Origin of the sequence: Halorubrum miltondacostae (assembly GCF_041379815.1) — an archaeon.
Taxonomy (GTDB): Archaea; Halobacteriota; Halobacteria; order Halobacteriales; family Haloferacaceae; genus Halorubrum; species Halorubrum miltondacostae.
The window spans coordinates 688768-701661 of record NZ_JBEDNY010000001.1 but is presented as its reverse complement, the minus strand read 5'-3'; the positions used below and the strand labels follow the sequence as shown (position 1 = coordinate 701661).

The window sequence follows — 12894 nt, the reverse complement described above, 5'->3', positions numbered from 1 at the left end:
TGTATTCAAATGGGATCCTGTATCATTTGTGGCACCGACGTCGGGGGCGGTCGGGTCTGCGACTCGCATCAAGAAGACGTCGTGTTCGACTTCCGTGGCGACGCTCCCGACGATCTGGTTCCGAGCCGTTTCTACCGCGGCGTCGTCGACGGGTACGCCGAGTTCGGCGTGTTCGTCGACCTCGCGCCGGGCGTCACCGGACTGCTCCACCGCTCCGAGCTCGACCGTCGCCTCGACAGCCTCGATTGGGAGCCGGGCGACGACGTGTTCGTCCAGGTGAAGGGCGTCCGCGACAACGGCAACGTCGACCTCGGCTGGTCGATCCGGCAGGCCGACCGCGAGTTCCGCGGCGTCCTGATCCAGGAGTCGTCCGGCGAACACCTTCCCGACGAGGAGCTTGACGGCGACGACGATGCGGCCGCAGCAGACGACGATGGCGACGGCCCGGAGTCCGCCGACGCGGACGCGCCGGAAACCGACGCAGAACCCGACGCGCCGGTCGACGAGACCGACGACGCTACGGAGGTGGACGAGGCCGAAGAACTTGACGACGGCGCCGGCGAGACGGACGACGGCGACGAGGAGCCGGTCGAATCCAAGACGACGAACGCTCACGAATCGGACGCGACCGCGGACGAAGCGACGACCGCGGACGAAGAGGAGTTCGACGAGGTCGACGCGGACGAGTCTGACGCGGACGAGCCGGAGCCCGAACGCGTGTCGATCACAACGCTCGGCGACGCGGTCGGCGACGCGGTCCGGATCGAAGGCGAGGTCGTCGGCGTCCGCCAGACCGGCGGCCCGACCGTGTTCGAGGTCAGCGACGAGACGGGCGCGGTCGACGTGGCCGCGTTCGTCGAGCCGGGCGTCCGGGCGTACCCGGATGTCGAGGTCGGCGACGCGGTGCGGGTCGACGGCGAGGTCGAGAGCCACCGCGGCGACATCCAGGTCGAGTCCGACGCGCTCGTCCTCCTCGAGGGCGAGGACGCCGAGACGGTCCGCCGCCGCCTCGCAGAGGCGCTCACCGACGAGGCGCGCCCCGAGGGGCTCCAGCCGCTGGCCGGCGACGAGACGGTCGCCGAGCTCGCTGACGGGCTGCTCGACGCCGCCGAGGCGGTCCGCCGCGCGGTCCTCGAGTCCCGCCCGATCGTCGTGCGCCACCCGGCGACCGCCGACGGCTACGTCGCGGGCGCCGCGGTCGAGCGCGCCGTCCTCCCGCTGATTCGCGACGAGCACGCGAAGAGCGACGCGGAGTACCACTACTTCACCCGCCGCCCGCTCGACGAGCCGGTGTACGGGATGGACGCGGCCACCAACGACGCGACGCGGATGCTCCAGGACCGCGACCGCCACGACGAGAAGCTCCCGCTGTTCCTCCTCGTCGGGGCCGGCTCGACGACGGAGTCCGCCGACGGTATCGACCTGCTGTCGGTGTACGGGGTCGACGCGGTCGTCGTCGACGCCGCGGTCGCCGACCCCGAGACACGGGACGCGGTGGACACGCTGGTCTCGCCGGAGCTGGCCGACGTCGACGGCGACGAGACGCTCTCGACGGGCGCGCTCGTCACCTCGCTGGCGTCCGCGATCAACGACGAGGTCCGCGCCGACCTGCGCCACCTCCCGGCGGTGAGCTACTGGGCGGACGCCCCCGAGCGGTACGTCGACCTCGCGCGCGACGCGGGCTACGACGCCGAGCGCGTCGCCGAGCTCCGCGAGGCGGTCGCGCTGGAGGCGTACTACCAGTCGTACCAGGACAAGCGCGAGCTGATCGCCGACCTCCTGTTCTCGGACGGCGGCGACCTCGCGGCGCACGTCTCCGAGCAGTTCCGCGAGAAGCTGGAGACCGAGGTCGAGACGGCGGACGCGAACGTTGTGACCGAGGCGGTCGACGGCGTCGAGTTCGCGCTGCTGGACACCGACGGCTACACCCACCGGTACGATTTCCCGCCGACGCCGCTCCTCTTAGACGACCTCCACCGCCGCCGCGCCGACGGCGAGCCGTTCGCGACGGTCGGCGTCGGCACCGACGAGCTGTACGTCCGCACGACCGCTGACGTCTCCGTCCGCGACGTGGCCGCCCGCGCGGCCGAGCTCGCGCCGGCGGCGGACGTCGCCACCGCCGGCGTCCGCGAAGGGAAGATCGAGTTCCTCTCCGGCGAGCGCGACGCCGTCGAGGACGCCGTCGTCGCCGCCGTCGCCGAGTCGTTCTGAGGCGCTTCCCGGTCCGTTTTCTCGGCCGCAACCCGGTCAGCGGCGCGTGAACGGTCCCGGCGGGAGGATGAGGTCGTCGAGCTCCGGCCGCTGTTTCACGTTGAACACGACCGACAGCTCGTCGGTCAGCGGGTAGCCGTTACAGGAGAGCCGGAACCCCCGCTCGGCGAGGTCGTCGGGCATGATGTGGTCCGTCGGCTGCGAGAGGTCGCCCTCGGCGAGGTAGACGGCGCAGTTCGCGCAGGCGCCGCCGCGACACGAGAAGGGCCACGCGAAGCCGCTGCGCTCGGCCGCCTCCAGCAGGCTCTCACCGGGGTGGACGAGCAGCCGGCCGTGGGCGTCGGGGCCGAGGTCGGCGTGGGCGGCCTTCCGGAACAGCTCGTCGTCGTCGAGCGACCAGCCGTAGTCCACGACGGCCTCGTAGTCGAGGAACTCGACGCGGGTCGATCGCGGCTCGCGGGCGGCGTCATCTTCGGTGAGGTCGACGCCCGCCGGGTCGACCCCGTCGTCGCTGCCCTCGCCGTTCCCGTCGCGCTCCGACAGCTCCCGGTAGGCGCGGCGGACGAGCTGGAACTCCTCGGTCGACCCCCCCTGGTCCGGGTGCGCGCGCTTCACGCGCTCGCGGTAGGCCCGTTCGACCGCCTCGTCGTCGGCGTCCTCGTCGACGTCCAACACCTCGAACGGGGAGACCATTCAGACACCACTCCGTACGCGCGTGACGCACATAAACTGCCCAGAAGTCGGCAGGCGGAGCGGCGCGGCTCGGTGGACGCCGCCGCCCGGGCGCCGGCGGACCGCGGTTCTGGGGCGATCCGACCGGCACGGTCGGCAGTCAGTCCGGCCGCCTCCAGAGTCGGCGCAACCCGCCGACGCCGAGCAGGCGGTCCGCTCCGGAGCGGAGTAGGGCCTCCACCGCGCCGGCCCCCATCGCGAGCGCGAACAGCAGCGGCCAGACGGTTAGGTGCGAGGTGAGCGGGTGGAGATGCGTCCCGACGGCCCACCGGAAGGCGGTCGAGGCGAGCGACAGGGCGGTCACGAGGAGCGGCGACGCGACGGACGCCCGACCGAGCAGGTACAGCGGGACGGCCGCGGTCAGCCAGAGCCCGCCGAGCGCGTAACCGACCCCGGCAGCCGTCGAGCCCGGGTCGCCGTCGAAGTACACGCCGTTAGAGACCATCCACGAGAGGACGCCGACGGCGTAGACCGCGCCTCCGGCGGCGGCGACCGCGGGGAGGCCGAGGCGGCGGGAGCGCATGTGCGTGCCGTTCGGCCGGTCGGAACTTGAATCGTGTCGCCGTGCGGCGTGCGCCTCGTTCCCGTCGGGGAGGCCGCGCTCGCCCGTCCACGCCGACGGCTCCGCGAGTCGATCATTTAAGCGTCGCGGCGACGACCGATCGGTAATGGGAAACGCCGATCTGCGCGACCTCGCGTCGATCCGCGACGTCCCCTTCGCGGAGCTCGAAGGGTCGGTCGTCGCCGTCGACGCGCACAACTGGCTGTACCGGTACCTCACGACGACTGTCAAGTGGACGTCGGACGAGAAGTACACCACGGCCGACGGGGTCGAGGTCGCGAACCTCGTCGGGGTCGTCCAGGGGCTCCCGAAGTTCTTCGAGCATGACCTCATTCCGGTGATGGTGTTCGACGGCGCGGTCACCGACCTGAAGGCCGACGAGGTGGCCGAGCGGCGCGAGAAGCGCGAGGCGGCCGAGGAACGCAAGGCGGCCGCCGAGGAGCGCGGCGACGCGGTCGAGGCCGCGCGCCTCGAGGCCCGCACCCAGCGGCTCACCGACACGATACAGGAGACGACCCGCGAGCTCCTCGAGCGCCTCGACGTGCCGGTCGTCGAGGCGCCCGCGGAGGGGGAGGCGCAGTGCGCGCGGATGGCCGCGGCCGGGACCGTCGACCACGCCGGCAGCGAGGACTACGACACGCTGCTGTTCGGCGCGCCGACGACCCTCCGGCAGCTGACGAGCAAGGGCGACCCGGAGCTGATGGACCTCGCGGCGACCCTGGAGGACCTCGGTCTCGACCGGCAGGGGCTCGTCGACGTCGCGATGCTTTGTGGCACCGACTTCAACGAAGGTGTCCGCGGGATCGGGCCGAAGACGGCGGTGAAGGCCGTCACGGAGCACGGCGACCTCTGGGGCGTCCTCGACGCCCGCGACGCCGAGATCCCGAACGCCGAGGCGATCCGCGAGCTGTTCATGGACCCGCCGGCGACGAAGGTCGCGATCGATACGGACGTGAACCCGGACGTGCCCGCCGCCCGCGAGTACGTCGTCGACGAGTGGGGCGTCGCGGCCGACGAGGTCGAGCGGGGGTTCGAGCGCATCGCCGAGTCGCAGGTCCAGACCGGCCTCGACCGGTGGACGTGACGGGCCGCGGCGCGCGGATCTGACCGGACGGTCCGGGGCGGCGTGTAACGGCTCGACCGCCGCGAACACACCTTTTATTCCCTCGTCGTCAGTAGGGTGAAACACACGTGTCGCGGACCGCCTCCCGATCGCGGACGCCGGCGGTGGCCGGCCGTCGAGTCGTCGCCGTCGACGACTCTGTCGGCCCGGTGACCTCGCGGGCCGGCGTCCGAGCGGGCCGCGGCGACTCTGACCAATGAGCTTCGACGTTCCCGACGACAGACGGTACTTGGAATCGCACGAGTGGGCGACGACCGGAGACACGGTTCGGATCGGCGTCTCCGATTTCGCGCAGGACGAACTGGGCGACGTGGTGTTCGTCGAACTCCCCGCGGTCGGCGACGAGGTCGCTGCCGGCGAGGCGTTCGGCGTCGTCGAGTCGATCAAGGCCGTCTCGGACCTGTACGCGCCCGTCGCGGGCGAAGTCGTCGCGGTCAACGAGGAGCTGTTCGATCGCCCGGAGCTCGTCAACGAGGACCCGTACGACGAGGGCTGGATGCTCGAGGTCGCGCCCGCAGAGGGAGGCGACGCCGAGGGGCTCCTCGACGCCGACGAGTACGACGACCAGATCGCCTGACCGCCCCCGACGCGACCCCGGGGCGGGCGACGGCCCCGGTCGAACCACTACCCGGACACACGATCATGACCACGCCATCTTCCGACTCCACGCGACCCGTGGACCGACGACCCGCGACCCGAGGAGCCACCGACGACCGACCGACAGATTGCGGACGGAGCGGGACGAACCGATGAGCCGGGCCGACGGCACGCCGTACGCGCCCCACACCGACGCGGAGACCGCGGCGATGCTGGCGGCCATCGGTGTTGACGACGAGGAGGCGCTGTTCGACATCCCCGAGTCGGTCGCCTTCGACGGCGACTTCGGGATCGAGCCGCGGACGGAACGCGAGATCCGCGACGAGTGCGCGCGGATCTTCGAGCGCAACGACGACCTCACGGAGTTCCTCGGCCGGGGCCACTACGCCCACTACGTGCCGAGCGTCGTCGACCACCTCTCGGACCGCGCCGAGTTCCTCACGAGCTACACCCAGTACCAGCCGGAGGTGTCGCAGGGGTTCCTCCAAGCGCTGTTCGAGTACCAGTCGATGCTCGTCGAGCTCACCGGACTCGACGTCGCGAACTGCTCGATGTACGACGCCGCGACCGCGCTCGGCGAGGCCGCGACGCTCGCGGACCGCGTCCGGTCCACGTCGGGCGACACCGTCCTCGTGCCCGAGCAGCTCCGCGAGGGGAAGCGAGCGGTGCTGGAGAACTACTGCGACGGGGCCGACCTGACCGTCGAGACGTACCCGATGGCCGACGGCACCGCCGACGTCGACGCGATCGCCGACCGCGCGGGCGACGACGTCGTCATGCTGTACGCGGAGAGCCCGACCGTCCGCGGCTGCCTCGAGGAGCGGCTCGCGGCGATCGGCGACGTCGCCGACGAGACGGACGCGCTGTTCGCGCTCGGCTCCGACGTCGTCGCGCTGTCGGTCCTCGAGTCGCCTGCGGCGGTCGGCGCTGACGTCGTCGTCGGCGAGGCCGGCTCGCTCGGGCTGCCGACCAGCTACGGGATGGGGCTCGGTCTCTTCGCCTGCCGCGACGACTTCCTGCGGCAGGTCCCGGGCCGGCTCGTGGGCGCGAGCGAGGACGCGAACGGCGACCGCGCGTACACGCTGACGCTCCAGACGCGCGAGCAGCACATCCGCAAGGAGCGGGCCACCTCGAACATCTGTACGAACCAGGCGTGGGTCGCGCTCCGCGCGGCGATCCACGCGGCGACGCTCGGGCCGGACGGCCTCGTCGACCTCGCGAACGACTGCGTCCGCGAGGCCGAGGCGCTGGCGGCCCGGATCGACGACCTGTCGGGCGCGGCCGCGCCCGTCCACGAGCGACATCACTTCCGCGAGTTCGCGGTCCGCGTCGACCAGCCCGCCCCGGCCGTCGCCGAGGACCTGGAGGCCGAGGGGTTCGCGGTCCACGCGATCGACGACCACCTGCTCCAGGTGTGCGTCACGGACCTGAACGCCGGGCGGACGGACGGCCTCGTCGCGGCCTTCGAGGAGGTGCTCTGATGATCCACGACCAAGCGAACTACGAGCGAGGCGACGAGGACGTCCGGGAGCCGCTGCTCTCGGAGAAGGGCCAGGAGACGGTCGACGTGCGCGAGGACTCTCCGCTTCCGGACGACCTGACCCGCGAAGAGCTGACGCTGCCGAACCCCTCGGAACCCGAGACGGCCCGTCACTACACCCGGCTCTCGCAGATGAACTGGGCGATCGACGCGGGGCCGTACCCGCTGGGGAGCTGTACGATGAAGTACAACCCCAAGTTCACCGAGGACGTGGCGGCCGACCCGAACGCCGCCGTCCACCCCGACCGCTCCGCCCGCTCCGCGCAGGGGAACCTCGAACTCCAGTACCGGTTACAGGAGGCCCTCGCCGACATCGGCGGGATGGACGCCGTCACGCTCCAGCCGCCCGCGGGCGCGGCGGGGGAGCTGACCGGGATCCTCGTCACGAAGGCGTACCACGAGCACCTCGGGAACGACCGCTCGGAGGTGGTGATCCCGGCGTCGGCCCACGGGACGAACTTCGCCACCGCCGCGACCGCCGGCTACGACGTGGTCGAGCTGCCCTCCGGCGAGGACGGCCGGGTCGACCTCGAGGCGCTGGAGGCGGCCGTCGGCGAGGACACCGCCGCGCTCATGCTCACGAACCCGAACACGGTGGGGCTCTTCGAGCGCGATATCACCGAGATCGCCGACATCGTCCACGACGCCGGCGGTCTGCTCTACTACGACGGCGCGAACCTCAACGCGCTGCTCGGCCGCGGCCGGCCCGGCGACATGGGGTTCGACGTGATGCACTACAACGTCCACAAGACGTTCGCGACTCCCCACGGCGGCGGCGGTCCCGGGGCCGGCCCGGTCGGCGTCGTCGACGAGCTGGCCCCGTTCCTCCCGACGCCACGGGTGCGCGAGTCGACGGCGGGGTCGGGATACGAACGTTTCGAGCCGGCCCACACGATCGGGCGGGTCCACGGCTTCGCGGGCAACTGGCTCGTGCTGATCAAGGCGTACGCGTACATCGCTCGCCTCGGCGACGAGGGGCTCGCCGACGCGGCGGCGAAGGCCGTCCTCAACGCGAACTACCTCGCCGATCGGATCGACCTCGACGTGCCGCACGGTCCCTTCCACCACGAGTTCGCGGCGACCGCGGGCGACCGCGACGCCGCCGACGTCGCCAAGCGCATGCTCGACTTCGGCGTCCACCCGCCGACGACGAAGTGGCCGGAGATGGTGCCGGAGGCGATGCTGACCGAGCCGACGGAGATCGAGGGGCAGTCCTCGCTCGACGACCTCGCGGAGGCGTTCAACCTCGCGTACGCCGACACCGACGAGGCGCTCGACGCGGCCCCGAACCGCACGGCGGCGGCCCGGATCGACCAGGTCGGCGCCGCGCGGGACCCGCGGCTCTCTTGGCAGGCGCTCGACGGGGAGTAAGCCGCTCGAACGCCCGCGCCCGACTAGTCGGCGTCGAGCTTGTCGGCGTCGCCGTCGTCGGCGTCGAGCGCGACCGCGCCGGAGGGCGATCGGTTCACCGCCGCCCTCCCTTCGATGTCCGGGCCCGGGGCGAACGGCCCGTCGCCGTCGACGAACCGCCGCATCACGCGCCCCTCCGCGCGGTGGAGCGTCTCGCTACAGGTCGACTTCGCGATGTCGTTCGCCGCCGCCAGCTCCGTGAGCGTACAGCGGCGCGGCGTGTCGTAGTACCCCGCCCGGACCGCCTCGAAGACGAGCTCGCGCTGCGCCTCGGTGAGCGTCCGATCGGAGCCGTCGGTGCCGGTCGCGGCGACCCCCACCGTCACGCCGTCGCTCGCGAGCCGCCGGCCGAACGCCTCGATCCGATCCTGGTCCCCAACGACTGTCACGGTCGCGCGGCCGTCCGCGGCCTCTACCGCCGATTCGATCGGGAGGCCGACCGCCCGCGCCGCGGGGAGGTACGCGGGAGCCTCGCCGACGACCCGGAGCGTGCGGACGTCGCCGCGGCGCCGGACCGCCGTCACGCGTTCGACGCGGTCGTGGTCGGCGAGCGCGCGCTCGACGCGGTCCCTGTCGGTGCCGCCGACGAGCACGGTCGCGGCCGCGTTGCCGTTGGTCTCTACCCGGTCGTCGACGCCGGGGCCGCCCGCGTCGTCGACCGCGATCGTCTCCGCGACCCGGAGCGTCGCCGAGGGGACGGCCCGCGAGGCGTCCCCGAGCCACGAGCCGGTCGGGAGGTCCAGTCGCAGTTCCGTTCGGCTCATCGCTTCCACCTCGGCTCGGTCGACGGCTCGGCCGCGGTCGCTGGGTCGGGCATTTCGCGTAACCGTAGGACTGCGGGCCCCCTCGGCGTACCGCTTCATACGTTTCGGACGTAAGTACCCGCCGCGACCACAGCACCGAAGGTGCCGGCGTGCGAGCGCGTCGCCATGGAGACGACAGACGCGTTCGTCGGTCTCACCTGCGTCGACTGCGGGGCGACGTTCGACGCGGAGACGGCGACGCACCGGTGTCCCGACTGCGACGGCATCCTCGACCCCGACTACGACTACGATCGGATCGACCTGACGCCGGAGACGCTCGACGCCCGCCCCGAGGGGTCGATGTGGCGGTACGACGAACTCCTCCCGTTCCCGGCCGAGACCGCGGTGTCGCTCGGCGAGGGGGCGACGCCGCTCGTGGAGTGTCCGGGACTCGCGGACGCGATGGGCGTCGGTCGCGTGCTCCTGAAAGACGAGGGCGCGAACCCCACGGGGACGTTCAAGGACCGCGGGCAAGCGGCCGCCATGACGGCGGCGCGCGAGCACGGCGCGAGCGAGGTCGCCCTGAACAGCGCGGGCAACGCGGGGCAGGCGGCCGCGGCGTACGCGGCCCGCGCCGACCTCGACGCGCACGTGTTCCTCCCCTCGCGGGCGGGGTTCACGCAGAAGGCGATGACGGAGGTCCACGGCGCGGACCTGACCGTCACGGACCCGGTGGACGGCGGCTCCCAGATCGGCGACGCCGGGGCGGCCTACGCCGAGGCGATGGACGACCACCCCGAGTGGTACTCGACGAAGACGTTCGTCACGCCGTACCGCCACGAGGGGAAGAAGACGATGGCGCTGGAGTTCTTGGCGCAGCTCGACTGGGAGGCCCCGGACGCCGTCGTCTACCCGACCGGCGGTGGCGTCGGGCTGGTCGGGATACACAAGGCCGCCCAGGAGGCCAGAGATCTGGGGTGGACCGAGGAGCTGGTGCCGATGTACGCCGCGCAGGCCGCGGGCTGCGCCCCGGTCGTCCGCGCCTACGAGTCGGGTGCGGAGCGCCACGAGCCGCTCGCGAACGACAAGGTCGACACGGCGTGCAACGGCATCGCGATCCCGGACCCGGGGGCGAGCCACCTCATTTTGGAGGCGATCCGCGAGTCCGACGGCGGAGCCGTGGCGACGACGGACCGCGAGATCCTCGACGCCGCCATCGAGGTCGCGCGCGCCGAGGGGCTAGAGATGGGCGCGACCTGCGCCGCCGCCGCGTCCGGGGCGTTCGAACTGGCGGACCGGGGCGAGTTCGGCCCCGACGACACCGTCGTCCTCCTCAACACCGGCGCGGGCAACAAGGACGTGGACGCGCTGCGCGCGCACCTCGGCGAGCGGGAGGCCGAGGCGGACGAGGGCGACGGAGCCTGAGCTCGCGGGCAGCGTCGATTCCGGTCGCCCTACGTCTCCCAGTAGTCGACGTCGTCGTCGGCGTCGTAGTACCCGGACAGCGAGCGCTCTTCGCGGCCGCCGGGCGGCGACCCGACGAAGACGCCGAACGTCCCCGAGTCGGGATACACCGTCACGTCCGGCTCGGTCATCGTCGACAGCACGAGGTAGCGCACGGGTTCGTCGCCCTCGTTGACGACGCGGTGCGCGCCCGACTCGTCGGCCGCGAAGGAGACGTAGTCGCCGGCCGCGATCGACTCCGTCTCGCCCCCGCGACGGAGGGTGGCCTCGCCGGCGAGGACGTAGAGGGCCTCCTCGTTGGCGGTGTGATAGTGGTACGGCCACGACTTCGCTCCGGCGGGGAGCTCGTAGAGGCTACAGCCGATCGCCTCGCCGTCGGCCGCTTCGGCCAGCTGTTTCCGCCGGAATCGGGTCTCGCCGCGGTCCGTCTCGCTCCAGTCGAGGTCGGCTTCGTTGACGCGTCCCATGACCGCGCCACTCCGCCCGCCGGCAAAAGGTTCGGGGACGTGCCCGGCGTCTCGGCCGCGATATACGATGGTGTGACGACGATTGCGGGCGCGGCGGCGGCGTGACGACGCTCACTCGTGGACGAATCGGAGCCGAGGTCGCCCGGTGAACCGGAACCACTACGGCGGGCGGTCGCCACCCCTCGCGCATGGAACTCGGGGTCATCGGACTCGGACGGATGGGGCAGATCGTCGCGGACCGGTCGCTGGCGGCCGGCCACGACGTGGTCGCGTTCGACCTCTCGGCGGAGGCGACCGCGGAGGCGGCTGAGAACGGCGCGGAGCCCGCGGACAGCGTGGCGGACCTCTGCGAGCGGCTGGACGGCGGCGACGGGGGAGGCGGGGACGGTGGCAAGCGGATCTGGCTGATGGTCCCCGCGGGCGACGCGGTCGACGCCACGCTCGCCGACTTGGAGCCGCACCTCGACGCCGACGACGTCGTGGTCGACGGCGGCAACTCCCACTTCGAGGAGTCCACGCGGCGCGCCGCGGCGACCGACGCCGCGTACCTCGACTGCGGCACCTCCGGCGGCCCGGCGAGCGCGGAGGCGGGATTCTCGCTGATGATCGGCGGTCCGGCGTGGGCCTACGAGACGATGGTCCCCGTCTTCGACGCGGTGGCGACCGGGCCCGACGGCCACGACCGCATGGGCGAGTCCGGGTCGGGCCACTACGTGAAGATGGTCCACAACGGCGTCGAGTACGCGCTGATGCAGGCGTACGGCGAGGGGTTCGAGCTGCTCGCCGACGGGCGCTACGACCTCGACATGGAGTCGGTCGCGCGCACGTGGAACAACGGCGCGGTGATCCGGTCGTGGCTCTTGGAGCTCTGCGAGGAGGCGTTCCGCGAAGAGGGGTCGGACCTCGGCGACGTGGCGGACCGCGTCGCGGGCGGTTCGACGGGCACGTGGACCGTCGAGGAGGCGCTCGAACAGGAGGTCCCGGTGCCGATCATCTATCAGGCGCTCTCGGAGCGGTTCGACTCGCGCAACGAGGGCCGCTTCTCGCGGCGGCTCGCGAACCGCCTGCGGTACGGGTTCGGCCGCCACGAGGTCGCGCGGCGCGACGACGCGTAGCCCGTCCGGCGGCCACGACGGCGGCACCGACCCGGTCACACTCCCGTCGCGGCAAGAAGTCTTGCTCAAGCGACACGTATTACTGATAGCTGTCCGATATTTTGGATCGTGCTCGACCTCGCCTTCACGGGTCGACGGTACCTCGTCCGCCTCTCAGACGGTCCCGCACAGATCCGGGACCTCGTCGAGGAGTTCGAGCACTCCAGGTCGACGGTCAATCGCGCGGTCCGGGCCCTCGAAGAGGGCGGCCTCATCGAGCGCGGGACGGACGGCTACGAGGCGACGTACGCCGGCCGGATCCTCCTCGACACCGTCGACGAGGCGTCCGCGATCGCGGAGGTGGTCGAGGCGTCCGACGGCGTCTTCAACGAGCTCCCGTCGGCGCCGCGCAACCACCGGTTCTTCGCGGACGCCGAGCTGGTGACGATAGCCGACACCTCGCCGGCGACGGTGCTGACTCGGCTCCGCCGCGTCGCCGAGGCGGCCGACCGGTTCCGAGGGGCGTCGGTCGCCGCCAATGACGAGGGGTTCGTCTCGACGCTGTACCGACGCACCGTCGCTGAGGAGTCGCTCGAACTGTCGTTCGTCCTGACGGAGCGGGTCGCGGATTACCTAGCCGCCGAGAGCCCCGAGCGAGCGCGCTCCATCGTCGACGCCGGGGTGGAGATGAGCGTCGTCACCGACCTCCCGTTCGCGTGGTACCTGAGTACCGTCGAGGACCGCACGACGGCATACCTCGCGATCCACGGCGATAGGGGCAATTTCCTTGGGTACGCGGCCAACGACGACCCGGACGCGGTCGGCTGGCTCGCCGGCCTGTTCGACGCCCAACACGAACGCGGGACGCCGCTGGCGGCGTACTACCAGTCGGGCGACGGCGACGCGCTCGGGGGCTGACGGGCGTTCGAGCCGAATCTCAGCGCGCGTGAG

Annotated in this window: 11 protein-coding genes and 1 pseudogene; 8 read left to right on the top strand and 4 right to left on the bottom strand. The window is 72.1% G+C overall.

Annotation, left to right across the window (positions count from 1 at the left end; translation table 11 throughout):
* The first annotated feature begins 9 nt into the window (after nucleotides 1-9).
* A complete protein-coding gene (locus tag ABNG04_RS03800; protein ID WP_371160173.1) occupies nucleotides 10-2211 on the top strand; it encodes an OB-fold nucleic acid binding domain-containing protein in 2202 nt (733 codons plus the stop codon).
* Between the two features lie 36 nt (nucleotides 2212-2247).
* Here the strand turns inward: ABNG04_RS03800 and fer are convergent, their stop codons facing one another.
* Nucleotides 2248-2904, bottom strand: a complete 657-nt coding sequence (gene fer, locus ABNG04_RS03795; protein ID WP_371160171.1) for a ferredoxin Fer — start codon at nucleotides 2902-2904, stop codon at nucleotides 2248-2250.
* Between the two features lie 139 nt (nucleotides 2905-3043).
* Nucleotides 3044-3466, bottom strand: coding sequence for a hypothetical protein (locus ABNG04_RS03790; RefSeq protein WP_371160169.1), 423 nt, complete (start codon nucleotides 3464-3466; stop codon nucleotides 3044-3046).
* 145 nt (nucleotides 3467-3611) lie between these two features.
* On the opposite strand from ABNG04_RS03790, the gene fen reads away from it, so the two are divergent.
* From fen to gcvPB, 4 genes are all read left to right on the top strand, one after another.
* Nucleotides 3612-4589 carry a flap endonuclease-1 gene (fen, locus tag ABNG04_RS03785; RefSeq protein WP_371160168.1) on the top strand — a complete coding sequence of 326 codons (978 nt, stop codon included), beginning with the start codon at nucleotides 3612-3614 and terminating at the stop codon, nucleotides 4587-4589.
* 235 nt (nucleotides 4590-4824) lie between these two features.
* Complete coding sequence (gene gcvH / locus ABNG04_RS03780; protein WP_371160167.1) at nucleotides 4825-5205, top strand: glycine cleavage system protein GcvH; 381 nt, start codon at nucleotides 4825-4827, stop codon at nucleotides 5203-5205.
* A 172-nt stretch (nucleotides 5206-5377) separates the two neighbouring features.
* The gene (gcvPA, locus tag ABNG04_RS03775) at nucleotides 5378-6706 is read left to right on the top strand and encodes an aminomethyl-transferring glycine dehydrogenase subunit GcvPA (protein ID WP_371160165.1); all 1329 of its coding nucleotides are present in this window, start codon (nucleotides 5378-5380) and stop codon (nucleotides 6704-6706) included.
* Nucleotides 6706-8136 carry an aminomethyl-transferring glycine dehydrogenase subunit GcvPB gene (gene gcvPB, locus ABNG04_RS03770; protein ID WP_371160164.1) on the top strand — a complete coding sequence of 477 codons (1431 nt, stop codon included), beginning with the start codon at nucleotides 6706-6708 and terminating at the stop codon, nucleotides 8134-8136. The genes gcvPA and gcvPB overlap by 1 nt, the downstream gene beginning before the upstream one ends.
* Nucleotides 8137-8159: 23 nt before the next feature.
* On the opposite strand, the gene ABNG04_RS03765 is transcribed toward gcvPB, so the two are convergent.
* Nucleotides 8160-8939 carry a helix-turn-helix domain-containing protein gene (locus ABNG04_RS03765; protein WP_371160163.1) on the bottom strand — a complete coding sequence of 260 codons (780 nt, stop codon included), beginning with the start codon at nucleotides 8937-8939 and terminating at the stop codon, nucleotides 8160-8162.
* 165 nt (nucleotides 8940-9104) lie between these two features.
* Between ABNG04_RS03765 and ABNG04_RS03760 the strand changes: the two genes are divergently transcribed.
* The gene (locus ABNG04_RS03760; protein WP_371160161.1) at nucleotides 9105-10343 is read left to right on the top strand and encodes a threonine synthase; all 1239 of its coding nucleotides are present in this window, start codon (nucleotides 9105-9107) and stop codon (nucleotides 10341-10343) included.
* Nucleotides 10344-10372: 29 nt separating this feature from the next.
* On the opposite strand, the gene ABNG04_RS03755 is transcribed toward ABNG04_RS03760, so the two are convergent.
* Nucleotides 10373-10849, bottom strand: coding sequence for a cupin domain-containing protein (locus tag ABNG04_RS03755; RefSeq protein WP_371160159.1), 477 nt, complete (start codon nucleotides 10847-10849; stop codon nucleotides 10373-10375).
* A 182-nt stretch (nucleotides 10850-11031) separates the two neighbouring features.
* On the opposite strand from ABNG04_RS03755, the pseudogene ABNG04_RS03750 reads away from it, so the two are divergent.
* Both ABNG04_RS03750 and ABNG04_RS03745 read left to right on the top strand, forming a co-directional pair.
* A pseudogene (locus ABNG04_RS03750) lies at nucleotides 11032-11964 on the top strand (NADP-dependent phosphogluconate dehydrogenase); the annotation flags it as partial.
* Between the two features lie 108 nt (nucleotides 11965-12072).
* On the top strand, nucleotides 12073-12861 hold the full coding sequence (locus ABNG04_RS03745) for a helix-turn-helix transcriptional regulator (RefSeq protein WP_371160158.1): 789 nt from the start codon (nucleotides 12073-12075) through the stop codon (nucleotides 12859-12861).
* The last annotated feature ends 33 nt before the right edge of the window (nucleotides 12862-12894 follow it).